Below are 22697 nucleotides of genomic sequence, written 5' to 3'. Positions count from 1 at the left end.
TACTTCTCGGCCCGCTCAGTCGGCCAGGAGCCAGGTGAGGCTTCTGGGCAGGGCGTGCAGGGAGGCGAAGTGCGCCGCGGTCGGCTCCAGGACGACCGTCGCGCCCGGGATGCGCTCCCCGAGCCAGCGGGCGTGGCCGACCGGTGAGAAGACGTCCTTCTCGCCGTGCCAGAGCAGCACCGGCGTGCGGATGTCGGCGGGGTCGAACCCCCACGGGCTGGCGAAGGCCACCGCGTCGTCGATCCAGCCGTACGCCGAATCGCTCAGCCCCTCCTGGTAGTTGCGCAGCAGCATCATTCTGAGCCCGGCGTCCGAGACCACCATGCGGTCCGAGTCGGTCAGCTCTCTGCGCAGATCGTCCAGCAGTTGCACCGGGTTCTCGCGGATGGCGGCGGCGCGCGGGATGAGCCGCGCCGCCACGCCCGCCGGGTCCTTGGCCGCGGTGGTGTACGCCGCGACGTTGGACGCTGCCATGCCCTCGAACCAGTCGAGGCCGTCCGCGTCCCAGGGCGCGAGCGGCACCAGTGCGGCGGCCCGGGTCACCCGGTCCGGCATCAGCGCGGCGCACGCCAGGGCGTGCGGGGCGCCGCCGGAGCGGCCCGCGACGGCGAACCGGTCGAGGCCGAGGGCGTCGGCGATCGTCGCCACGTCCTGGGCCACATCGGCCACACTGCGCCCTTCGAGCCGGTCGGAACCGCCGTAACCCGGCCGGTCGTAGGCGATGAGCTGCATGCCCCGCTGGTACAGCACCATGCCGCGCGGCGCGGGTCCGAGCCTGCTGCCCGGCGTGCCGTGCAGCAGGAAGACCGGTCTGCCCCGCGGATCCCCCAGACGCTCCACCATCAGATGCCGCCCGTCCGCCGCGCGCACCCGACGTCGCAACCCCCTGCCCCTTTCTTCCGGCGTGCTCCGATGTACATGCCCCATGCAGGCACCGTGACCCTGCATTCCCCGCCGCCGTGGTGCTTATCCCTCGGCGCCCATGACCGGCTCGAATCCCCCGTAGGAGAGCCTGGTTCAGGACGATTGTCCCGGCTCGGAGCTGATTGCGTAAGGGCGGCCTGAGCGAACGCGCCGGTGGTACCGCCGTGAACGGTGTGCGGAAGTGGCGGGAGTTGTTTCCGGACAGGTCCAGTCCTTACCCGTGGGTGATGTGGCGGTTGCGGCAGGTGTTCGCGAAACGGAACGGAGAGTCAGGGGTACATGTCATGCCCCTGCCATGTGCGTGTCGTTGCGTCGCGCGAAGGGCGCCCCGACGGGGCTCTCGGCCGCGGCCGAATACGCCGGAGCGCAATGTGTCGGTCATGTGTGCGTCCTGAAGTCGACCTTGTGTGCGACAGCCCGATCTCGGAATAGTAGGCGCCTCGTCCTCCGTGCCGGTGCACCCCACATGGACCGGCACGGTCCCCACAGGAGGTTGACGTTGAACCATCGGCGTATGTCCAAGAAGCGCACCACGATCGCGGGCGGCGCGGCGATCGCCGTGATAGCCGCGGGTTTCACCTTGCAAAATGCGAACGCCAGTGAGGAAACCCCTCAGTTCACCGTGAAGACCCTGACGGCGACGGCGGCCGGAAAGCTCGGCTCGACCCTCGGCAAGGACCTCGGTGACGCCACGGCCGGTTCGTACTACGACGCCACGGCCAAGGCGCTCGTGGTGAATGTCGTCGACGAGCAGGCGGCCGAGAGCGTCCGTCAGGCGGGCGGCAGGGCGAGACTGGTCCAGAACACCCTCGCCGACCTGAAGAGCGCCCGGCAGACCCTCACCGCCGACGCGTCCGTCCCGGGCACGTCGTGGGCCTTCGACCCGGTGGCCAACAAGGTGGTCGTCACCGCCGACCGTACGGTCAAGGGCGCGGCCTGGGAGAAGCTCAGCGGCGTGGTGGAGAAGCTCGGCGCCAAGGCCCAACTGAAGAAGACCGCCGGGGAGTTCAAGCCGTACGTCGCGGGCGGCGACGCCATCACGGGCGGCGGCTCGCGCTGCTCGCTCGGCTTCAACGTGGTCAAGGACGGCGAGCCGTACTTCGTGACCGCCGGGCACTGCACGGAGTCCATCCAGAGCTGGTCCGACACGCAGGGCGAGGCGATCGGGACGACCGAGGGCTCCACCTTCCCGGGCAGCGACTTCGGTCTGGTCAAGTACACCGCCGAGGTGGACCACCCGAGCGAGGTGAACCTGTACGACGGCAGCAGCCAGGAGATCACGCGGGCGGGCGACGCGACGGTCGGCCAGCAGGTCGTCCGCAGCGGCTCCACGACGCAGGTGCACGACGGCGAGGTCACCGGTCTCGACGCCACCGTGAACTACGGCAACGGCGACATCGTCAACGGCCTCATCCAGACCACCGTCTGCGCCGAGCCGGGCGACAGCGGCGGCTCGCTCTTCGCCGGGGACACCGCGCTCGGACTGACCTCGGGCGGCAGCGGTGACTGCACCTCGGGCGGCGAGACGTTCTTCCAGCCGGTGACGGCGGCGCTCGCCGAGTACGGCGCCGAGATCGGCTGACCGTACGGCACGGAACGGCGGAGGGCTCGGCACACCGAAGGGGTGTGCCGGGCCCTCCCGCACGTCGGTCAGACGGAAGGCCCGGCGGCGGTCGCGCCATCAGTGCCGGTGCCGGTGCCAGGGCCGGTTCCGGTGCCGCCGCCGGTGCCGGGACCTGTTCCGGGGCCCGTGCCTGTTCCGGCGCCAGGGTGCGCCCCGCGGTCCGGCCCGGCCGGGCGGCCCTTCGTACGGAACGCCGACCTGACCAGCGTGACCGCCGTACCGGCCACCGCCCAGGCGGAGAGCACCAGCAGCGGTCCGGTGATCGCGTTGCCCCGGAAGTACGCGATCGACCGGGCGACCCAGGTGGCCGCGCCCGGCGGCAGCGCGGGGCTGATCGCCCGCCAGGAGTCCGGCAGCATGGGCGGCGGGTAGGCGCCGCCCGCGCTCGGGTTCCCGGCGATCACGACGATCAGCACGGCCAGCCCGATCCCGACGACCCCGCAGAGCGCCTGGAGCGCCAGGGTGAGCGCGCCGACCGCGAAGACGGTGAGCGCCCCGAGCCCCCACAGGCCCGCCACACTGCCCGGCAGCGCCCCCAGCACCGGGCCGGTGATCACCGCGCCGAGCAGGCCGCCGACGATCGCGTACGCCGCCAGCGCGGCCAGCCGGATCACGGCCCTGCTGAGGTTGGCCGGCCGGGCCCCGTGGCTGATCGCGAGGACGGCGGCGCACAGATAGCCGCCGACGCACCAGCCGACCGCCAGGTAGAAGGACGAGAGGCTGCCCGCGTCCCGGGCGGAGGCCGGTGCGATGTCCGTCAGCCTGAGGGAGCGCTGCTGCTGCGACTCCAGGCTCTCGAAGATGTTCACCAGGGCCCGGGTCTCGTTGGTGCCCTGACCGGTGGCCACCAGCAGCGTGTCGCTGATCGACTTCGGCCGGACGACGAGCGCGGCGTCGATGTCGCGGTTCATGATCTGCTGCCGCGCGGTCTTCTCGTCGGGGAGCGTGCGCGGGTCCAGCGGCTTGCCCGGCAGCCCCTTCAGCGCGGTGGTGAGCTGGCCGGCGCTCCGGCCAGGGGCGACGACGGCGACCTTGACCTCCGTGGGCTTCGGGCTGTGCAGCGCGCCCACGTAGGACGCGATGAACAGGAGCTGCAGCGCGAGCACACCGAGGACGAGCAGGGCGGTCCGTACGGAGACGGCGTTCTTCACCTCGTCGACGAAAGTCATGCCCCCACGCTCCGGGGCCGACGGTGTGCGCGCAGGCGGGAGGGGGCTGAATGGCCGAGGGCCGGGTGTGTGGCCAGGACGGTGTGCCGACCGGACGGGAGGGCGACGGGAGGGCGGGCGGCGCCGTAGCGAACTACGGCGGGTCGCGCCGGGGTGCGCCGTCATCTTTTACCGACGCGTAACTTCCTTCTTCACCTTACTCCTGCGTAACTTGACGGTAGTTCACCCCTCAGTGTGGTCCGGGCCACAGGGCTGACAGTCATCGCCATTCCCTTGAGCCGCAAGGAGATCGCCCGATGCTGCCCTGGAAACGTGTGCTCGGACCGGTGGCCACCCTGCTGCTGGCCGTCACCGTCACGGTCACCCCCGCCGTGGCCGCCACCCCCACCGCCGCACCCGCCGCCGCTGCCGTCACCAGCAGCGGCTGGAACGACTTCTCGTGCAAGCCCTCCACCGCCCATCCCCGCCCGATAGTCCTCGTCCACGGCACCCTGGCCAACTCCGTCGACAACTGGCTCGGACTCGCCCCGTACCTGGTGAACCGCGGATACTGCGTCTTCTCCCTCGACTACGGCCAGCTCCCCGGCGTCCCCCTGCTTCATGGGCTGGGCCCCATCGACGCCTCGGCCGCACAACTCGCCACGTACGTCGACAAGGTGCTCGCGGCCACCGGCGCGCCGAAGGCCGATCTCGTCGGCCACTCCCAGGGCGGCATGATGCCGCGCTACTACCTGAAGTTCCTGGGCGGCGCGGCGAAGGTGAACGCCCTCGTCGGGATCGCGCCCTCCAACCGGGGCACCACCCTGCTCGGGCTGACCAAGCTGCTGGAGTACGTCCCCGGGGCGAAGGACCTGCTGGTCGAGAAGACCCCCGCGCTCGCCGACCAGATCGCCGGATCGCCCTTCCTCACCAAGCTCAACGCGGGCGGCGACACGGTGCCCGGGGTCCGCTACACCGTCATCTCCACGCGGTACGACGAGATCGTCACGCCGTACCGGTCACAGTTCCTGACCGGTCCCGACGTGCGCAACGTGCTGATCCAGGACCTGTGCGCGGTCGACGTGTCCGAGCACGCGACGCTCGGACTCGTCGACCGGATCGCCTTCCACGAGGTGGCCAACGCGCTGGACCCGGCCCGGGCGACGCCGACCACCTGCGCGTCGGTGATCGGCTGACCCGGCCTCGTCAGCCGTACGTCCTGGTACGGACGGATGGCTCAGCGGCCGTGGCGTCCCGTCGTGGCCGCCCGGCGCCGCACCGTACCGAACGTCACCGCGGCGCCGAGGGCGAGGGCCGCCGCTCCGCCGACCGCGAGATACGGGGTGGTGGCGTTGCCGCCGGTCTCGGCGAGGTTCACCTGGCCGCCCGCGGGCTGCTGCGCCGACTGCGCCGACGGGGCGCCGGCGGCCTTCACCTCCGGCGCGCCGTCGGCGTCGTCGGACTCCGCCTTGTCGGCCTCGGGGGCCGGGGCCGCGGCCTCCGAGGCGGGCGCCTTCTCGGGGGCCGCGGTGTGACCGGCGTCCCCGCCATGGCCGTTGTGGTCGACGGAGGACTTGTCCGTCCCCTCCTCGATCGTCCGGTCCGTCGGCGCGGAAGCGACCGGGGCGGCGGTGGGGGCGGCACCAGCCGCGCCGCCGCCGCCCTGGCCGAAGACCACGTCGGAGCAGGTGTAGAACGCCTCCGGGCTGTCGGAGCGCTGCCAGATCGAGTAGAGGAGGTGCCGGCCCGAGCGGTTCGGCACCACACCGTCGAAGACGTAGGCGCCGTCCTCCAGCTTCGGGTCGTTGACCGTCAGGAAGGGCTTCTCCTCCAGGTCCGACCACTTCAGCGGCTGCGTGGGGTCGTAACCGTCCTTGGTGAGGTACAGCTCGAAGGAACCCTTGTGCGGCGCGGTGGCCTTGTAACGGAAGGTGCGGTTGCCCGCGTTCATCGGCGACGACGGCCAGTCGGCGCGCGCCAGGTCGAGCCCCTTGTACTTGTCACGGCCCGCGCCGCACAGCGCGCCGTCCGGGATGATCTGCCGGTGGTTCCCGGCGGCGTTCGGGATGTTGACCTCGTTCCAGTCGTAGAACGCCTGCGTCCCACTGGCCGCGACAGCCGCCTTGCACGCCTCGGAGCGCGGACTCTCGGGCCCCTCGGCGAAACACGCGGCGACCCGGCTGACCGGGTCCGTCATCGAACCGTGGGCGGAAGCGGGCGCGGCGGCGAGACCGGCCAGCGCGAGCGGGGCGAGGCCGAGGACGACGATCCCGGTGGCCGTGCGTCGAGCGGTCATGGAAGGGAACTCCTTCGGAGGGGGACGAGCGTGAGACCGCCGGAGCGGCAGGCGGCCTCCCCGCCGCCATGCCGCTCCAGCGCTCAGAAAGCTAGCCGCTCGAAACCCCGGAATCGCCGGTGAGAAGGGCGCGGAGCCCATCCTTATGCCGCAATTAAGGTGTGGCTAAGAGGGGCCTGAGAGTAGGGGCCTGGGAAAGGGCCGCCGCGCATCCACGCGCGGCCCGGGGCCGCCTCGGGTAAGGTGTCCGACGCACACAGTGATGTACCCACCACCACCGAAGGAGGCGAGACCCATCACCGCTGTACCAGGTCGGGCGCTCCTCTCCCACGGCCGTGCGGTTCATCAGGCATAGGTGACCGCCGGGAGTGCCCATCGGCATCCCGAAAGGCTCCCCGTGTCGTCTGCTTCTTCCCCTTCCTCCTCCGCTTCCCCGGCCTCGGCGGCCGTTCCGCCCTCCGAGGTCGTCGCCCGGCTCCGGGCCGCCGGCTGTGTCTTCGCCGAGGACGAGGCGCGGCTGCTCGTCTCCACCGCGCGGACCCCGGACGACCTCGCCGCCATGGTCGACCGCAGGGTCGGCGGGCTGCCCCTGGAACACGTGCTCGGCTGGGCCGAGTTCCACGGGCTGCGGGTCGCCGTCGACCCCGGGGTCTTCGTGCCCCGCCGCCGTACGGAGTTCCTGGTCGACCGGGCCGCCGCGCTCGCCCCGCCCCGGGCGGTCGTCGTCGACCTGTGCTGCGGCTCGGGCGCGCTCGGCGCGGCGCTGGCCGCCGCACTCGACGGGGCCGAGCTGTACGCCGCCGACATCGACCCCGCCGCCGTACGGTGCGCCCGGCGCAATGTGCCCGCCGGGGCGCGGGTGTACGAGGGCGATCTCTACGCCCCGCTGCCCGCCGCGCTGCGCGGCCGGGTCGACGTCCTCCTCGCCAATGTGCCGTACGTTCCCACCGAGGAGGTCGGACTGCTGCCCCCGGAGGCCCGGATACACGAGGCGCGGGTGGCGCTCGACGGCGGCGCGGACGGGCTCGACGTGCTGCGCCGGGTCACGGCGGAGGCGTCCGGGTGGCTGGCCCCTGGCGGCTCCCTGCTGGTCGAGACGAGCGAGCGCCAGGCGGCGGGCGCCGCCCGGACGTTCGCGGGGAGCGGGCTGGTGCCGCGCGTGGCCACCTCGGAGGAGCTGTACGCCACGGTGGTCATCGGGACCCGGCCGTAGCCGGCCGCGTCCGCGAACTCCCGTCGCGCGGCGACCGATGAGCCTGGGCATCGGCGTCACCACCGCGTACATCAACGGCCGTCCGGACCGGGGCCGGCTTTCTGAGCGCCGGGTACGGGGTACGGGCGCCCGTACCCCGTACCCGCCGCTCACAGCGGTACGGGATCCGCTCAGCGCAGCTTTCCGGCGCCCGCACCGGAGTCGACCACGCGCGGCACCGCGCGCGGTGAGTCGACGGCGGTACGCAGCGTGGGCGTCCAGCCCGCGTCGGGGCGCAGGGTCTCCTCGGGGATCCCCGCGTTGTGGACGGCGAGGAGGTCAACGGGCCGCCCGTTGACGTAGTTGTCCGCGGTGGTGACCGGCGCGTCGCTCCACTTCTTCAGGATCTTCGCCGGGTTCACCCCCGCCGCCAGCGTGAACGCGTTCTTCTCCACGAACAGTTGGGACTCGAAGCCCACACCGAAGGAGTAGCCGTGGTCCGCCGGCTTCTGGGCCACGTAGTGGTTGTTGTACGTGTCCACCTGGCCGAAGCGGACCCGGGGCGCCCGCTCGACGACGTTCCTGAACTGGTTGTGGTGCAGGGTGACCTTGAGCTTGCCCCGGTCGGTGGCCGCCGCGCCGTCACTGTTGCCGATCAGCATGGTCTTGTCGTGGTCGGCGAAGACGTTCCACGAGACGGTGACCAGGTCGGCGCCCCGGACGATGTCCAGCTCCCCGTCGTGCTGCTGGTACAACCGGCCGAAGTAGTGCGGCTGTTCACTGTCCGGGTGGCGGCCGTCGGTGAAGGTGTTGTGATCCACCCAGACATGCGTGGTGCCGTACACCACCATGTTGTCGTACTCGGAGTTCCACTCGCCGAGGTCGCCGTCGGTCGGATCCCACTGCGGGAAGCAGTCGTAGGTGTCCTCGAAGGTCAGATTGCGGACGATGACGTTGTCGACGTTCCTGATCTGGAGGCTGCCGCCGAGGATCCGTGCGTCCTTGCCGACGCCGATGACCGTCGTGTCGGCCGGGACGTACGCCATGATCTGCGCGGACTGCCGCTTGGCGGACGCGGCCCGCAGATCCTCCTGCGCGCCGCTCACCGGGTTCTCGTACCCCCAGACCGCCGGGTCGTAGTCGGCGAGGTACTGGTCGAAGGAGTAGCCGGGAGCCGCGTAGTCGTCGCAGGTACGGGCGTTGCCCTGCTCGTCCGAGAGCGCGTCGAGGGTGCCCTTGACCCGGATGATCGACGGGGCGTCGGCGGCCTTAGCCAGCGCCGTTCTGAACTGGGCCCAGGTGGTGACGGTGTAGACGTGCTCGGCGTCGGCGGCCCGGCCGCCGGTGGTGCCGGAGCCGGAGGAGGCCCAGCCGTCGCCCGGGGCGAGGGCCGCGCGCTCCGCGGAGCCACCCGCCGCACCCGGGCCCGGGCCGGCCTGCGCCGGGGCGGCGAACGTGGCCAGAGCCAGGGTCGTACCGCACACCACGGCGGTGGCGGCGAGCCGTGCATGACGTCCAAAGGTGCGCATCACTGCTTCTCCTCGGTCGGTGCCATGTCCATGAGGTTCAGGTCGAGTGGTGTCGAGTGGAGTGGTGGGGCGGGGCTCAGTCGTCCAGCCAGGTGAGCCAGGACTCCGGGATCTCCTCCCGGAGGCGGCGCACCTCGCGGGGTGCCAGCACCCGCTCGTCCCGCAGCCCGCGGGCCACCAGACGGGCCACCGCGACGGCGCCGCGCGGCCGGAAGTGGGTGTTGTCCGAGACCCCGTCGGGGTAGTTCGGGGACTCGCCCGGGGCGAGCCAGTTGAAGTACGTCTTCGACTCCGCCACGCCCAGCCGCTGCCACAGAGCCAGCGTCGCGGCCTGGAGATCCAGCAGCGGGACCCGCTCCGCCGCCGCCAGCGCGCGCATCGCCGCCGGGTAATCGCCGTGCGTGGGTACGGAGTTGCCCGCCGCGTCGAACCTCCGGCGCTCCACTGAGGTGAGCAGCACGGGACGCGCCCCGGCCTCCCTCGCGCCCGCCACATAGCGTCGCAGGCACTCCTGGTAGGTGGACCAGGGCTCGGTGTAGCGCGTGGGGTCGGTGTCCTTCTCGTCGTTGTGCCCGAACTGGACGAGGAGCAGATCGCCGGGGCGCAGGGCGTCGAGGATCGGGGCGAGCCGTCCCTCGTCCAAAAAGCTCTTGGAACTGCGGCCGTTCACGGCGTGGTTGGCGACCGTGAGGTGTTTCCCGAGGAAGAACGGGAGGGCCGTGCCCCAGCCGCTCTCGGGGGCGGCACCGAGGTATTTGTCCGCGGCCGTGGAGTCGCCCGCGATGTAGAGAGTCCGGGCGCGGACCGGGTGGGGCGGGGAGGGGGACGCCCCCGCCGCCGAGGACGCCGCGACGGCGGTCCCGGGGAGAGCGGCCAGGGGGAGGCCGGTCAGAGGTAAGACGGAGAGGGCCGCTGCGGCCTGTCTCCTGGAGATCGGCATGACGGTGTGCCTCGCTTTCCTTTTCCGTGCAGAAGTCCGTGCAGAAGAGGGGGAGGCGGCCGGCGGCGGGGCCGGTGGGCGAACGCGCCCCACCGCCGGACCGGTTGGTCAGCTCATCGGCCGTGGCTCAGCTCTTGGTCTGCTCTTTCCACTCCGCCTGGGCTTCGTTCAGCTCCTTGGCGATCTTGTCAGCGAACTCCTTCGCGGACATGTCACCGAGCAGCACCTTCTGGAAGTTCGGCTCGTTGCCGCTCTTGCTGATGGTGTTCCAGTCGGGCAGGTAGTACGGCAGGTTGACGAGCTTGGTCGAACCGTCGCTCAGCGCCTTCATCGCGGTGGCCGTCGGCGCGGCGTCCTTGATCCAGGCGTCCTCGGCGGCGTCGGTGTTCGCCGGGATGGAGCCCGCCGACGCGTTCCACGCGCTGTTGGACTTGTGGGACGCGGCGAACTCGATGAGCTTCCAGGCCGCCGCCTTGTTCTTGCTGCTCTTGAACAGCCCGAGCCCGTCGACCGGGTTGGAGACCTGGACGCGGCTGCCGTCCTCCAGCGCCGGGTAGGGCAGGCCCTTGAACTTCTCGTTGCCGAGCGCCTTCACATGGTCCTGGTACGAGGCCAGGTTGTGGGTCAGCATCCCGATGGAGCCGTTGTCCCACTGCGCGACCATCTTGATGAAGTCGTTGTTGACGTCGGCCGACGGTGTCACCTTCTTGTACAGGGCGACGTACTTCTCCAGGGCGGCCACGTTCTTCGGGTCGTTGACCGTGGTCTTGTCACCGTTCCAGAAGGACGTGATGCCGGACTGCCCGTACATCGCGTCCATCGCCGGCGCGATGGACCCCGCGCCGCCCCGGATCGTGTAGCCGAACTGGTTCTTGCCGGCGTCGGTCAGCTTCTTCGCCGCGTCGTAGAACGCCGCCCAGGTGGTGGGCGGTTGGAGACCCGCCGCCGAGAACAGGTCCGTGCGGTACCAGAGCGTGCCGTTGTTGGTGGAGGTCGGCACGGAGTACATGTTGTCCCGGCCGCCCGCCGCCTTGACACTGTCCACCATGGCCGGGACGAGCTTGCCCTTGAGCGCGCCGTCGTCGATGCGCTGGTCGACCGGGTCCAGGACATCGCGTACCACCAGGTTGGAGAGGTACGCCGTACCCACACCGCCGACGTCCGGCAGCCCGCCGCCGTCGATCGCCGTGTCGTACTTCGCCTGGACCTGGTCGATCGGGAGCCCGACGTACTTGACCTTGATGTCCGGGTTCTGCGACTCGAAGTCCTTGATGATCTGCGCCCAGATGTCCCTGCGCTCACCGGTGTTGTTGTCCCAGAGGGTGATCTCACCCTTGCCCGAGCCCTCGCCGCCGCTGCCGCCGCCGTCGTCACCGCACGCGGTCGCCGTCAGGGCGAGGACGGCGGTCAGGGCGACGGCGGCGGAGGTCCGTCCTCTGCCGCCGGATGCCATGGGGATTCTCATGTCAGGCTCTTCTCTCTCGTCGTTGAGTTGAGTGGAGGGTGGAGTTCGGTGGGAGTTCAGTGCCGCGTCAGCGGCGGGGTGCGGTGCGGCGCCCAGCCGTCCTGCCCCGCGAGGTAGTCGGCGACCTGGTGGCGGGCCGCGTCGGCGTCCGTCATCTGCGGACGGTCCGGTGTCACGGCCGCTCCAGGACCGTAGGTGCGGTACTCGGAGAAGCGGGCGTCCCGCCACGGGAAGCCGCTCATGTCCGTCCACGGCGACGATTTGATCGCCGCGGGCAGCTCGGTGTCCCTGATCAGCACCTGGGCGATCGCGTCCGGCTCCCCGCCCGGATGCCAGGGCCGGCCGAGGTGGAAGGACTGGGCGGGGGCGTCGCTGACGATCCGGCTGCCGGTGATCAGGAAGCCGTACGGGTTGCCCTTCCACGTCGAAGCGGCCGTCACATAGCCGTTGTTGGTGGCGGAGCCCCGGCTGAGCGCCCTGATCAGGGAGCGCTCGATGACGGTGGTGGCCCGCCCGTAGATGAAGTCGACATCGCCCTCGACATAGCTGTCGCGGACGTAGACCCTGCTGATCCGGGTCAGTTGGGGGCTGTCCGTCATCAGGGTGTCCTGGTTGCCCTTGAAGGCGGTGTTCTCGAAGACGATCCGGTCGCCGGTCGTCTTCATCGCCAGCGCCTGCTCGCTGTTCAGCTCGTGCGCCGCCTCGTCGAAGTCGTTGACGAAGGTCAGATTGCGGGCGGTGACGTCGTTGGCGGCGATCAGCACGGTGGCGCTGCCGCTCGAACCGCCGTACTCGTTGGGGGTGTCGTAGACGATCACCGCCTTGGACCGGTCGCTCCCGGTGCCCCGGAGGTCCAGCAGGGGCTTGGTCGCGGGCACCCGGACCTGCTCCCGGTACGTACCGGGAGCGATCGCCACGGTGATCCGGCCGTCGTTGCCCGCGGGGACGGCGTCCACGGCCGACTGCACGGTCCGGTAGTCCGCCGGTACGTTCAGCACGGTGTCCGTCCCGATCGACGCCTGCGGTCCCGCGTACTTCTTCACCAGCGCGGGCACGGCCGCCGCCGGGTCCAGCCGGTACGGGTAGAAGTCGCGCGGCCGGAAGGCGGTGCCCCACGTGTCCCGGCGGCCCGTCGTGTTCCTGAGGATCGAGCCGCGCTGCACCAACTCGGCGGTCCCGTCGGCCTGATAGGGGTGCTGGACGTCCTCGTAGAAGCTGTTCTCGATCACCATCTTCGTCCGGCCGCGCGCCCAGTTGCCGTAACTCCACACCGGATCGCCGTCGGCGACCTGCGCGGAGAGGTAGTTGTTGTAGAGGTGGGCGTAGGCGCAGTTGTCGGCGGACGGGTTGCGCTGCTTGGTGCCGCTGAACCAGTTGTGGTCGATGGTGATCTGGGTCTTCGCGTTCTCGGTCCAGCCGATCCCGAACGCCTTGTTGTGATCGTCGAAACGGTTGTACGAGACGGTGATGTACTCGCTGTCCTTGCGGATGTCGAGCAGCCCGTCGCCCATGTGCGTGAACCGGTTGTGGTCGATCCAGACATGGTGGACGGAGTCCATCTGGATGCCGTCGAAGTCCTGGGTCTTGCCGTCCCAGTCGCCCTCGACGTACGAGTCCCTGATGGTGAGGTTCCGGATGATCACGTTGTGGGTGCCGGGCCGCAGATGCAGCTCGCCGTGGACGATCTCGCCGGCCGTCCCGACCCCGACGATCGTCTTGTCCGAGGCCACCACGATGTCCGAGCCGAACGGCGCGACCTCGATCGCCCCGGCGACCCGGATGATGTACGGCTCGGCCGCGGCGGCGTAGCGGGCCAGATCGGCCTGGGTCCGCACGGTGACGACCTGGCCGCCCCGGCCGCCCGTGGTGGAGCCCGCGAGGGAGGCGAAGCCGTGCGGCTCCTCGGAGATCCGGTCCTGGACCCGGCCGGAGGGGCCGGGGGAGGGGGCCCCGGAGACGGCGGCGGGCGCGGGGGCGGGGCCGTAGGGGGCGGCGGGCGCCGCGACGGCGGGGGTCGTGGCGACCCCCGCGAACAGGGTGAGCAGGGCGGACGCGAAGGCGGCTGCCCCGATGCGAAAGCGCTTACGGCGGTGCGTCATGTGCGGCTCTCTCCTCACGGGCTTGCGTCGGAAGGCGGATCAGGCGGATCAGGCGGATCAGGCGGAGCGGGTGAATCGGGCGGATCTGGCGGATCTGGCGGATCTGGTGTGTCGGGCGGTCAGGCGGGTCGTACAGGTCGGTCGGTCCTGCGGGTCACGCGGTCGTACGGAACGTGGCGAAGGCGGCTGTCCCGGCCGCCCCCTCCCCACCGGGCGGCGCCGTGGCGAACAGCCCCAGCAGCGCGCCGACCCAGCGCCAGGGCGTGGCCGCGAAGACCTGGCCCGAGGGGCGGAAGCCGTCCCCCGTATCCGCGGCGAAGCGGCAGCGCGCGCCCGGGGCGACCTCGATCCGCAGCACGGCGTGTCCGCCGGGCGCCGGGCGCGGGGCGGCGGCGTCCCGTTCGTGCGGCGCGCCGGTCTCCGCGAAGCGGTGGACGAGGGTGACCGAGCCGTCGGCGCCGCGTTCGAGGCCGATCCAGGAGAAGGCGTCACCGAGCACGGCGAGACCTGCCTTCGCCCCGTGCTCGGTGGACTCCAGGGAGAGTCCGACGGTGACCGTGAACGTCTCGGCGGGCAGCCGCTGCACCAGCACACCGGGAAGCAGCCGCAGATCGTGCGCGTCCGCCGTCCGCAGGCAGGCCAGCCGCAGCCCGTCCCCCGGGTGCGGGTGCGTCCAGCCGGGCCGCGGGTTCGCGGTCCACTGCCACTGCGGCCCGAAGCGTCCGCCGGGGAAGTCGTCGTCACTGGCGGGCGCCTCCACGGGCGGCGTGGCCGCACGCGCGGGGAGGGCGGGCTTCGGGTGGACGAGGACGGGCTCGCCGTCCGCCCCGACGACCGGCCAGCCGTCGTCGTCCCAGCGCAGCGGCTGGAGGTGCACGACCCGCCCGTACGCGCCGCGTTCCTGGAAGTGCAGGAACCAGTCGCCGTCGCCCGTGGCGCCCGTCACCCAGGCGCCCTGGTGCGGTCCGTTGATCTCCGTACGCCCCTGGGCGAGGACGACCCGCTCCTCGTACGGTCCGAAGAACTCCCGGGCCCGGAAGGCCCCTTGCCAGCCGGTGGTGACCCCGCCGGCGGGCGCCAGAATCCAGTACCAGCCGTCGCGTCGGTAGAGCTTCGGCCCCTCCAGGGTGAACCAGCCGGGCAGCCGGTCCCCGTCCACCACCGTCCTGCCCTCGTCGAGCAGTTCCCGTCCGTCCGGGCTCATCCGGTGTCCGGTCAGCCGGTTCTTCACCCCCGACCGGGACTTGGCCCAGGCGTGCACGAGATACGCCTCGCCGGTCTCCTCGTCCCACAGCGGGCAGGCGTCGATCAGGCCCTTGCCCGCCTTGAGGAGGTGCGGGCTGCTCCAAGGCCCCGTTATGTCAGGGGCGTTGATCTGGAAGACGCCGTGGTCCGGGTCGCCCCAGAAGATCCAGAACCGGCCGTCGTGGTGCCGGAGCGCGGGCGCCCACACCCCGCAGTCGTGCCGGGGCACGGCGAACGCCTCGGCCGGCTCCAGCCGCTCCAACGCATGCCCCACCAGCGACCAGTTGACGAGATCGCGGGAGTGCAGCAGCGGCAGTCCCGGCACCCGGCCGAAGCTGGAGGCGGTGAGGTAGTAGTCGTCCCCGACCCGGATCACGTCCGGGTCGGACCAGTCGGAGGCCAGCACCGGGTTGCGGTACGTGCCGTCGCCGAGGTCCGCCGTCCACGGCAGGCTCATGCCGCCACCGCCTTACGGGCCAGGGCCGCCGCGTCCTGGCGGCCGAGCCGGCCGTCCGCGACGACCGTGACGATCCGCCGCGACAGGCTGCCGCCCGCGGCCAGCGGCAGCCGCCGTCCCCAGGCCAGCGAGGAGCCCACCCCCGGGTACTGGCCGGTGCGGACGAACCAGGGGTCCTGCCGGGTCTCCTCGTTGGCCCCGGCGAAGACCAGCGTCCACTCCCGTCCCGCGAGCGCCAGCCACTCCGCGGTGGTCCCGTGCACCGCGGCCTCCCCGGAAGCGGCCTGGGTGAACACCTCGGGCTCCGGGTCCGCCGCGTCCTCCTTCGGGGCCCGCCAGAAGAAGCCGCCGTACCCCGCGCCCGGCCGCCCGTTGGTGGCCGGGCTGCCGAAGGACAGGTCCCCGCCGGAGACGTTGGTCAGCGCCGAGGTGAAGTCGAGGGCCCAGGCACTGGCGGAGAGCGCGAGCACACTGATCGTGCGCCGCTCCTTGAGGAGTTCACGCCCCTCCCGTGTCCAGGACAGCTCCTGCACACAGCCGTCCGGGTCCCGCAGCAGCCAGCCGGTGTGCTCCTGCGCGCCGTGGTTGTCGAGCGCCACAGGACCCTCGTCGCGTACGTACGTCCGGCCGCCCCAGAAGTTGACGCCCGACACGTCCGGCACGGCCATCGACACCCCGAGGTGGTGTGCGTGGTCGGCGGGGCGCAGCTCGGTGACGGTGACGCCGCCGAGGGTCCGTACGGGGTGCAGGTACGGGCGGGGTGCGAGCGTCGCCGGGAGCGCCGCGGGCCGGTGGTGGTAACCGGCCACCGGGCGGGTGTCGCAGCGCAGCGTCGTGACCGCGGGGGCTCGGGAGACCTGTGCCTCGCTCATCGGGGGTGCACCTCCGTCGGTGGCGTGGCCCAGGCCGCGCCCAGTTCGGAAAAGGTGGAGAGGGTGTCCGCGCTCGCCGCGACCAGCGCGTCGATGCCCTTGACGACGCGGCGCGGCGCCTTCTCGCCCGGCACGCCGTACCAGGCGTCCGCGGGCAGCGGGGTGGGCAGCGGGCCGGTCCTGATGGCCTCGACGATCCGCATGAAGGCGCCGGTGCGCGGGGCCGGTACCAGCAGTTCCGTACCGTCACGCAGATGCGCGACCAGGTTCTCCAGCAGGTCCGTACGGCCGTGGACGGTCCCGGCCGCCGGATCCGTTGCGGAGCCACTGCCCAGGCCCACGCCCGCGCCCGCCCCGCCGTCCCCGCCCGCACCGCCGGCCGTGCCGCCGTCCGTACGTTCCACCAGGACCCGGTCCTCCTTGTACCAGAAGGTGATCCGGCCCCGGCTGCCGTGCACCACGACGTACGGCTCCCCGGCCCGCTCCGCGCAGAGGGTGACGGCGACCGTGATCCGGGTGCCCCTGGCCGTCCGTACCCGCAGACAGCTCGTGTCGTCTGCCTCGATGTCGTTGGCCCGGAACTGCTCCAGCTCGATCTCGGCGATGTCCTCGGCCCGTTCGCTGCCGTCGAGGCGCAGCGCGGTCGCGACGGCGTGGGCGAGCGGGTTGGTGAGCACCCCGTCCACGACGTCCCGCCCGTTCAGGGAGCGCCGTCCGGCCCATGGCACCCGGCGGTGGTACGCGTCGTCCCGTACCCACGCACCGGCCGCGCCGATCCCGCGTACGGCACCGATCGCGCCGTCCGCGACGAGGCGCGCGATGGCGTCGAGGGCGTGCGAGCCGAGCGACTGGAAACCGACCTGGCAGGCGGTGCCCCGCTCGGCCAGCCCGGCGAGGAGCCGCTCGTACTCCCCGTACGACGGTGTGGTCGGCTTCTCCAGCAGGGTGTGCACCCCGTGGTCGGCTGCGACGAGCGCGAGTTCGGTGTGCGTGTGGATGGGGGTGCACAGCACGGCGATCCGCGCGCCCGTACGCTCCAGCAGCCCGGCGAAGTCGTCCGACTGCTCGGGGGCGCCGAAGCCGGCCAGCTCCTCCTCGCTCAGCGGTTTCAGCTCGCAGATGCCCACGAGCCGTACCAGACCGGCCTGTTCGAGCCGGTGGATGTTGACGAGGTGGGTACGGCCGTGGCCGCGCGCCCCGGCCAGGACGACGGGCAGCGGGCCGGTCTGCGGGGCAACGGGGTGGCTCATCCCTTCACCGCCCCCGCGCTGAAGCCGCTGATCAGCCACTTCTGGATGAACGCGAAGACGATGACGACCGGCACCGCGGAGATCACACCGCCCGCCGCCAGCGCGCCGAAGTCCACACTGTCCGAGCCGATGAGGGTGGAGAGCCCGACCGGGATCGTCTGCTTGTCCTGGTCCATCAGGAACATCAGCGCGAAGAGGAAGTGGTTCCAACTGTGCACGAAGGCGAAGGAGCCCACGGCGATCAGCCCAGGACGCAGCATCGGCAGCACGACGATGCGGAACGCCTGGAGCCGCGAGCAGCCGTCCACCCAGGCCGCCTCCTCCAGGGAGTACGGGACGTTCTTGATGAAGCCGCTGATCAGGATGATCGACAGCGGGAGCTGGAAGACCGTCTCCGCGAGGACCACGCTCACGGGTGAGTTGATGAGCTGGAGGTTCTTGAAGATCTGGAAGAGCGGCACCAGCATCAGCGCGCCCGGGATGAACTGCGAGCAGAGCAGCGCCAGCATGAAGCCCTGCTTGATACGGAAGTTGAAGCGGGCCAGGGCGTAACCGCCGGCCAGTGCGACCCCCGTCGTACAGATCAGGGTGAAGACGCCGATCAGCGCGCTGTTCTGGAAGAAGACGGAGAAACTGCGCTCGTTCCAGACCTTCTCGAAGTGGTCGAAGGTCATCGGCCAGGGCACCAGCGAGGTGGATCCGGCGGGCCGCAGCGAGAACAGCACCATCCAGTAGAACGGCACGAGGGTGAAGAGGAGATAGAGGCCGAGCGGCAGATAGATCTGCCACCGGGGGACGTCGTCGAACCGGCGTTCGCGGCGTCGGCGCCGCCGGGGCGGGGGCACCGGGCCGTCGCTCGCGGACACGTCGCTCAGGCCTTTCTCGGCGAGGGCGGTGGTCACTTGTGATCGCCTCCGAACTTGCTCAGGCGCAGATAGAGAATCGAGCAGAAGAGGAGGATCGCGAAGGCGACGGTGGTCAGCGCGGTGGCATAGCCGAAGTCGTGTGCCTCGAAACCGGTGACCGCGACATACAGCGGCAGTGTGGTGGTGACACCGGCGGGACCGCCCTTGGTGAGGGTGAGCAGCAGGTCCACGTTGTTGAACTCCCACACCGCCCTGAGCAGGGTGGAGAGGATGATCGCGTCCCTGAGGTGGGGCAGTGTGATGTGGATGAACTGCTGGAACCGGTTGGCGCCGTCGACCGAGGCGGCCTCGTACAGATCGCCCGGGATGGACTGGAGGTCCGCGAGGATGAGGATCGCGAAGAACGGTACGCCGCGCCAGAGTTCGGCGAGGACGGCCGCCCAGAAGACGGTCCCGGTGTCGGAGAGCACGGAGGAGCCGTACTCGCCGATGCCCGCGTCCGCGAGGTAACGCCCCACGCCCGTCGAGGGGTTGTAGAGCAGCAGCCAGATCGTGGTGGTCAGGACGCCGGAGACCGCCCACGGTGAGAAGACCAGCGCGCGGGCCACGGCCCGGCCCAGGAACGTCTGGTTGACCAGCAGCGCCAGGATCAGACCGAAGGCCAGTTGGAGACTGACCTCGGTGACGACCCACTTGCCGCTGAAGATCAGACTGTCCCAGAACAGCGGGTCGTCGGTGAAGATCCGCCGGAAGTTGTCGAGGCCCGCGAAACCGTTCCGCCAGGGCTTGGTGGCGTTGTAGTTCTGGAGGCTGTAGTAGAAGACGCTGAGCATCGGATAGGCGATGAAGCCCAGCATCAGCAGTCCGGCGGGGGCGATCAGCAGATACGGGAGGCGGCGTGGTGTCGCTCCGGTACGGCGCCCCGGCTTACGGGGCCGGGGGGCCTGGGGCGGCGCCCCTGAGTCCTGCGCCACAGCAGAGGCCATGACTTGCTTCTCCGTTCGGTGGGTGAAGCGCTTTCGCAGACAGGGTCCGACGGATCGGACCCGGCGGTGTGCGGGGATGGTCGCGCGGGGCGACGTGGTGGTCGGCTCGGCCGACCGGCGACGCTGCGGTCGGCTCAGAGCCTGTCGGGTGACCTCTGACCGGGCGGCCACGCCCTGGCACGCACGCTTCCGGCGTTGTCGTCAGTCGCCGACGCTCCGCGTCGACTCCTTTCTCCGCCTTGGAATCGCACGCACCAGGCCGCGTCCGCTATCCGATCGAAGGTCATCCGAAAGCCTCTCAGCCGACGTACGGGTCGGGCACCTCGCCCGGCCTGGCGAGAAAGGCGAAGTCGCAGCCGGTGTCGGCCTGCGTGATCTGCTCGTCGTAGAGGGCGCCGTAACCGCGCTGGTAGCGGGGCTCGGGCGCGGTCCACCCGTCCCGGCGCAGTGCCAACTCCTCGTCACTCACGTGCAGATGGAGGCTGCGGGCGGCGACGTCCAGGGTGATGAGGTCGCCGGTGCGGACCAGGGCGAGCGGCCCGCCGACGTACGACTCGGGCGCGATGTGCAGGACACAGGCGCCGTAACTCGTGCCGCTCATCCGGGCGTCGGAGAGCCGCACCATGTCCCGTACACCCTGCTTGAGCAGGTAGTCGGGGATCGGCAGCATCCCGTACTCGGGCATCCCCGGGCCGCCCTTGGGCCCGGAGTTGCGCAGCACCAGCACATGGTCGGGGGTGATCGCGAGCGCGGGGTCGTTGATGGTCCGCTGCATGGTCCGGTAGTCGTCGAAGACCACGGCGGGACCGGTGTGTTCGAGGAGTCCCGGCTCGGCGGCGATGTGTTTGATGACCGCGCCGTCGGGGCAGAGATTGCCTCGCAGCACCGCCACCCCGCCCTCGGACGCGAGCGGCTTCTCCCGGGGGCGGATCACCTCCGGGTTGTGGACGAGCGCGCCGGCGAGCTGTTCCCGCATGGTGGTGTGGGCGACGGTCGGCCGGTCCAGGTGCAGGACATCGGTGAGCCGGCTCAGGAAGGCGGGCAGGCCGCCCGCGAAGTAGAAGTCCTCCATGAGGTACTGGCCGCCGGGCCGGAGGTTCGCGAGTACCGGTACGGTCCTGGCGATCCGGTCGAAGTCGTCGAGCGTGAGCCGCAGTCCCGAGCGGCCCGCCATCGCGATGAGATGGATGACCGCGTTGGTGGAGCCGCCCAGCGCGAGCACCGTGGCGACCGCGTCCTCGTACGCCTCCCGGGTCAGCAGCTTCGACAGCCGCAGACCGCTGCGGACCAGCTCGACGATCCGCCGCCCGGAGGCGGCGGCCATCCGGTCGTGCCCGGAGTCGACGGCCGGGATCGAGGAGGCCCCCGGCATCGTCACCCCGAGCGCTTCGGCGGCGGCGGTGAGCGTGGAGGCCGTCCCCATCGTCATACAGGTGCCGGGGGAGCGGGCGAGACTGTTCTCCAGCTCGGCCATCTCGGCGTCGCCGATCAGTCCGGCCCGCTTGTCGTCCCAGTACTTCCACATGTCGGTGCCCGAGCCGAGGACCTCGTTGCGCCAGTGCCCCGGCAGCATCGGCCCCGCCGGGACGAACACGGTCGGCAGATCCACACTCGCCGCGCCCATCAGCAGCGCGGGCGTCGACTTGTCGCAGCCGCCGAGCAGCACCGCGCCGTCGACGGGGTACGAGCGCAGCAGCTCCTCCGTCTCCATCGCCAGCATGTTGCGGTAGAGCATCGGCGTCGGCTTCTGGAACGTCTCGGAGAGCGTCGCGACGGGGAACTCCAGCGGGAAGCCGCCCGCCTGCCACACTCCGCGCTTCACCGCCTGGGCGCGGTCCCGCAGATGGACATGGCACGGGTTGATGTCGGACCAGGTGTTGAGGATCGCGACGACCGGCTTGCCCAGGTGCTCCTCGGGGAGGTAGCCGAGCTGGCGGGTGCGGGCGCGGTGGCTGAACGAGCGCAGCCCGTCCGTCCCCCACCACTGGTGGCTGCGCAGTTCCTCGGGGCGTACGGCGGCTTCCTCCCCGGCCGTCTCCCCGGTCGCTTCCCCGGCGGCGGGTCCCGGGTCGCGGGTCATATCGCCCACCCCGCGATCAGCGAAGCGACCGCCGACCGCTGCTCCTCGGGCAGGGCCCGGCTCGGCGGGCGGATGTCCCGACGGCACAGGTCCAGCGCGGCCAGCGCCTCCTTGACCACCGTCACGTTGTCGGCGGACTGGTGCGCGGCCCGCAGCTCCTCGAAGGGCCTGATCTGCTCCCAGACCTTCATGGCGCCCGCGTAGTCCCCGGCGCGCAGCGCCTCCAGCATCCCCAGCGAGACCGCGGGGGCGACATTGACGAGACCGGAGGTGAAGCCGGTCGCGCCGCCCGCGAAGTAGGAGGGGGCGTACAGCTCGGCGAGGCCCGCGACCCACACGAAGCGTTCGAGCCCCGCGTCCCGGGCGAAGGCGGCGAACCGCGCGGCGTCCGGCACGGCGTACTTCGCGCCGATGACATTGGGGCACAACTCCCCGAGCCGGGCGAGGGTTTCGCCGCTGAGCAGCGGGTTGCGGATGTACGGTACGACGCCCAGCTCCGGTACGGCGTCGGCGATCGCGCGGTGGTAGTCGATCCAGCCGTCCTGCGAGACATAGGGGTGGACGGGCTGGTGGACCATCACCATCCCGGCGCCCGCGGCGCGCGCGTGCTCGGCGGCGGCCACGGCGGTCGGCACATCGAGGCCGATACCGACGAGGATCGCGGCCTCGCCCGCGGCCTCCTCGACGGTCAGCTCCGTGACGGCGCGCCGCTCGTCGGGGCTGAGCGCGTAGTACTCGCCGGTGTTGCCGTTCGGGGTGAGGGTGCGGACACCGCCGTCGAGCAGCCGGCGGAGCAGGGCGCGGTGTGCCGCGGTGTCGATGGTGTCGTCGGCGGTGAACGGTGTCACGGGGATCGCCACGACATCGGCGAGCGCGTCCCGCGACGATGTGAGATCAGGGCTCTTCATGCGTGGTCTCTCCTTCGGGGAACGCCCGGTGCAGGAACGAGGCGATGTGGTCGTGGAGGGCGCCGGACGCGCCGTCGATGTCACCGGCGAGGGCGAGCCGCAGGATCTCGCGGTGCTCGCCCGCCTCCCGTTCCCAGGACGGGACGGTGGCCCAGGCCACCGTGGAGACGAGGGCCGCCTGGTCGCGCACATCGTCGAGCATCCTGGCCAGCAGCGGATTGCCGCAGGGCAGATAGAGCGACCGGTGGAACTCCCGGTTGGCCAGGGAGCGTTCGGCCCGGTCGGCCGCCTGGTCCGCGCGCAGGAGGGCTTCCCTGGCGGGCTCCAGCGAGGCGCCGCGGCCCAGGGAGCGCCGGAGCGCCGCCGGTTCCAGCAGCAGCCGTACGTCGTAGACCTCGTGGGCCATCGCGGCATCGACCGTACGGACGGTGGCGCCCTTGTACTGGCTCATGACGACCAGGCCGGTGCCGGCCAGGGTCTTGAGGGCTTCGCGCACCGGTGTCTTCGACACCCCGAACCGCGCGGCCAGCTCGGTCTCGACCAGGGGCTGACCTGGACTGAGCCCGCCGGTCAGGATGGCGTGCTTGACCGCCTCCTGGACGTACTGGGTTCGGGAGGGGATCGGACTCGGGGCGAAGGCCATGGGCGCTCTCAGATCTCGCGTCTCATATATGACGTACGAAGTACGACGCGATGAAGCTAAGTCCGCGTTCATGTTTCGTCAATGCTTCCGACGGAAGTAGTAAGCGCTTTGACGGATATCGTCCGAACCATTGACGTGCGGCTTCCAGGTCCTTAATTTCTAGCGGCAAGCGC

The 22697-nt window shown here is 71.1% G+C and carries 18 protein-coding genes; 3 read left to right on the top strand and 15 right to left on the bottom strand.

From position 1 onward, the window contains the following. Positions 1-15: 15 nt before the first annotated feature. Positions 16-882, bottom strand: a complete 867-nt coding sequence (locus ACIBJC_RS22325) for an alpha/beta fold hydrolase (protein WP_399295047.1) — start codon at positions 880-882, stop codon at positions 16-18. A 508-nt stretch (positions 883-1390) separates the two neighbouring features. Between ACIBJC_RS22325 and ACIBJC_RS22320 the strand changes: the two genes are divergently transcribed. Beyond that, complete coding sequence (locus tag ACIBJC_RS22320; RefSeq protein WP_399295045.1) at positions 1391-2506, top strand: S1 family peptidase; 1116 nt, start codon at positions 1391-1393, stop codon at positions 2504-2506. 68 nt (positions 2507-2574) lie between these two features. Here ACIBJC_RS22320 and ACIBJC_RS22315 read toward each other — a convergent pair whose 3' ends face one another. Further along, positions 2575-3717 (bottom strand): DUF3533 domain-containing protein, encoded by a 1143-nt coding sequence (locus tag ACIBJC_RS22315; RefSeq protein ID WP_399295043.1) that lies wholly within the window; start codon positions 3715-3717, stop codon positions 2575-2577. Positions 3718-4013: 296 nt separating this feature from the next. On the opposite strand from ACIBJC_RS22315, the gene ACIBJC_RS22310 reads away from it, so the two are divergent. Beyond that, entirely contained in the window at positions 4014-4892 is an 879-nt protein-coding gene (locus ACIBJC_RS22310) for an esterase/lipase family protein (protein ID WP_399295041.1), read from the top strand. 41 nt (positions 4893-4933) lie between these two features. Here ACIBJC_RS22310 and ACIBJC_RS22305 read toward each other — a convergent pair whose 3' ends face one another. Beyond that, a complete protein-coding gene (locus ACIBJC_RS22305; protein WP_399295039.1) occupies positions 4934-5992 on the bottom strand; it encodes a lytic polysaccharide monooxygenase in 1059 nt (352 codons plus the stop codon). Between the two features lie 397 nt (positions 5993-6389). On the opposite strand from ACIBJC_RS22305, the gene ACIBJC_RS22300 reads away from it, so the two are divergent. After that, positions 6390-7205 (top strand): putative protein N(5)-glutamine methyltransferase, encoded by an 816-nt coding sequence (locus ACIBJC_RS22300; protein WP_399295037.1) that lies wholly within the window; start codon positions 6390-6392, stop codon positions 7203-7205. 170 nt (positions 7206-7375) lie between these two features. Here ACIBJC_RS22300 and ACIBJC_RS22295 read toward each other — a convergent pair whose 3' ends face one another. From ACIBJC_RS22295 to ACIBJC_RS22240, 12 genes are all read right to left on the bottom strand, one after another. After that, on the bottom strand, positions 7376-8713 hold the full coding sequence (locus tag ACIBJC_RS22295) for a polysaccharide lyase family 1 protein (RefSeq protein ID WP_399295035.1): 1338 nt from the start codon (positions 8711-8713) through the stop codon (positions 7376-7378). 76 nt (positions 8714-8789) lie between these two features. After that, positions 8790-9653 (bottom strand): rhamnogalacturonan acetylesterase, encoded by an 864-nt coding sequence (locus ACIBJC_RS22290; RefSeq protein WP_399295033.1) that lies wholly within the window; start codon positions 9651-9653, stop codon positions 8790-8792. A gap of 127 nt (positions 9654-9780) precedes the next feature. After that, complete coding sequence (locus tag ACIBJC_RS22285; protein WP_399295031.1) at positions 9781-11118, bottom strand: ABC transporter substrate-binding protein; 1338 nt, start codon at positions 11116-11118, stop codon at positions 9781-9783. A 56-nt stretch (positions 11119-11174) separates the two neighbouring features. Then, on the bottom strand, positions 11175-13217 hold the full coding sequence (locus ACIBJC_RS22280) for a pectinesterase family protein (protein WP_399295029.1): 2043 nt from the start codon (positions 13215-13217) through the stop codon (positions 11175-11177). A 154-nt stretch (positions 13218-13371) separates the two neighbouring features. Then, positions 13372-14919: a family 43 glycosylhydrolase gene (locus tag ACIBJC_RS22275; protein WP_399295027.1), complete on the bottom strand. Its 1548-nt coding sequence runs from the start codon at positions 14917-14919 to the stop codon at positions 13372-13374. Continuing rightward, entirely contained in the window at positions 14916-15791 is an 876-nt protein-coding gene (locus ACIBJC_RS22270; protein WP_399295025.1) for a PmoA family protein, read from the bottom strand. The genes ACIBJC_RS22275 and ACIBJC_RS22270 overlap by 4 nt, the downstream gene beginning before the upstream one ends. Further along, positions 15788-17041, bottom strand: a complete 1254-nt coding sequence (locus tag ACIBJC_RS22265; RefSeq protein WP_399295023.1) for a Gfo/Idh/MocA family protein — start codon at positions 17039-17041, stop codon at positions 15788-15790. Before ACIBJC_RS22265 ends, ACIBJC_RS22270 begins: the two co-directional genes overlap by 4 nt. After that, positions 17038-17943, bottom strand: coding sequence for a carbohydrate ABC transporter permease (locus ACIBJC_RS22260; protein WP_399295021.1), 906 nt, complete (start codon positions 17941-17943; stop codon positions 17038-17040). The genes ACIBJC_RS22265 and ACIBJC_RS22260 overlap by 4 nt, the downstream gene beginning before the upstream one ends. Then, the gene (locus tag ACIBJC_RS22255; protein ID WP_399295019.1) at positions 17940-18893 is read right to left on the bottom strand and encodes a carbohydrate ABC transporter permease; all 954 of its coding nucleotides are present in this window, start codon (positions 18891-18893) and stop codon (positions 17940-17942) included. Before ACIBJC_RS22255 ends, ACIBJC_RS22260 begins: the two co-directional genes overlap by 4 nt. Before the next feature lie 298 nt (positions 18894-19191). Then, positions 19192-20973, bottom strand: a complete 1782-nt coding sequence (araD, locus tag ACIBJC_RS22250; protein ID WP_399295017.1) for an L-arabinonate dehydratase — start codon at positions 20971-20973, stop codon at positions 19192-19194. Continuing rightward, complete coding sequence (locus ACIBJC_RS22245; protein WP_399295015.1) at positions 20970-21881, bottom strand: dihydrodipicolinate synthase family protein; 912 nt, start codon at positions 21879-21881, stop codon at positions 20970-20972. The genes araD and ACIBJC_RS22245 overlap by 4 nt, the downstream gene beginning before the upstream one ends. Next, positions 21868-22524, bottom strand: a complete 657-nt coding sequence (locus ACIBJC_RS22240; protein ID WP_399295013.1) for a GntR family transcriptional regulator — start codon at positions 22522-22524, stop codon at positions 21868-21870. Before ACIBJC_RS22240 ends, ACIBJC_RS22245 begins: the two co-directional genes overlap by 14 nt. Positions 22525-22697: the final 173 nt, after the last annotated feature.

The organism is Streptomyces sp. NPDC050509 (genome assembly GCF_044457965.1).
Classification (GTDB): Bacteria; Actinomycetota; Actinomycetes; order Streptomycetales; family Streptomycetaceae; genus Streptomyces.
This window is presented reverse-complemented; position numbering and strand designations above follow the sequence as displayed.

Coding starts and splice junctions, on each gene's coding strand:
- ACIBJC_RS22240 (WP_399295013.1), bottom strand. CDS start 22,524: ATGGCCTTCGCCCCGAGTCCGATCCCCTCCCGAACCCAGTACGTCCAG.
- ACIBJC_RS22320 (WP_399295045.1), top strand. CDS start 1,391: ATGGACCGGCACGGTCCCCACAGGAGGTTGACGTTGAACCATCGGCGT.
- ACIBJC_RS22245 (WP_399295015.1), bottom strand. CDS start 21,881: ATGAAGAGCCCTGATCTCACATCGTCGCGGGACGCGCTCGCCGATGTC.
- ACIBJC_RS22275 (WP_399295027.1), bottom strand. CDS start 14,919: ATGAGCCTGCCGTGGACGGCGGACCTCGGCGACGGCACGTACCGCAAC.
- ACIBJC_RS22290 (WP_399295033.1), bottom strand. CDS start 9,653: ATGCCGATCTCCAGGAGACAGGCCGCAGCGGCCCTCTCCGTCTTACCT.
- ACIBJC_RS22295 (WP_399295035.1), bottom strand. CDS start 8,713: ATGCGCACCTTTGGACGTCATGCACGGCTCGCCGCCACCGCCGTGGTG.
- ACIBJC_RS22265 (WP_399295023.1), bottom strand. CDS start 17,041: ATGAGCCACCCCGTTGCCCCGCAGACCGGCCCGCTGCCCGTCGTCCTG.
- ACIBJC_RS22280 (WP_399295029.1), bottom strand. CDS start 13,217: ATGACGCACCGCCGTAAGCGCTTTCGCATCGGGGCAGCCGCCTTCGCG.
- ACIBJC_RS22255 (WP_399295019.1), bottom strand. CDS start 18,893: ATGGCCTCTGCTGTGGCGCAGGACTCAGGGGCGCCGCCCCAGGCCCCC.
- ACIBJC_RS22270 (WP_399295025.1), bottom strand. CDS start 15,791: ATGAGCGAGGCACAGGTCTCCCGAGCCCCCGCGGTCACGACGCTGCGC.
- ACIBJC_RS22315 (WP_399295043.1), bottom strand. CDS start 3,717: ATGACTTTCGTCGACGAGGTGAAGAACGCCGTCTCCGTACGGACCGCC.
- ACIBJC_RS22310 (WP_399295041.1), top strand. CDS start 4,014: ATGCTGCCCTGGAAACGTGTGCTCGGACCGGTGGCCACCCTGCTGCTG.
- ACIBJC_RS22305 (WP_399295039.1), bottom strand. CDS start 5,992: ATGACCGCTCGACGCACGGCCACCGGGATCGTCGTCCTCGGCCTCGCC.
- ACIBJC_RS22285 (WP_399295031.1), bottom strand. CDS start 11,118: ATGAGAATCCCCATGGCATCCGGCGGCAGAGGACGGACCTCCGCCGCC.
- araD (WP_399295017.1), bottom strand. CDS start 20,973: ATGACCCGCGACCCGGGACCCGCCGCCGGGGAAGCGACCGGGGAGACG.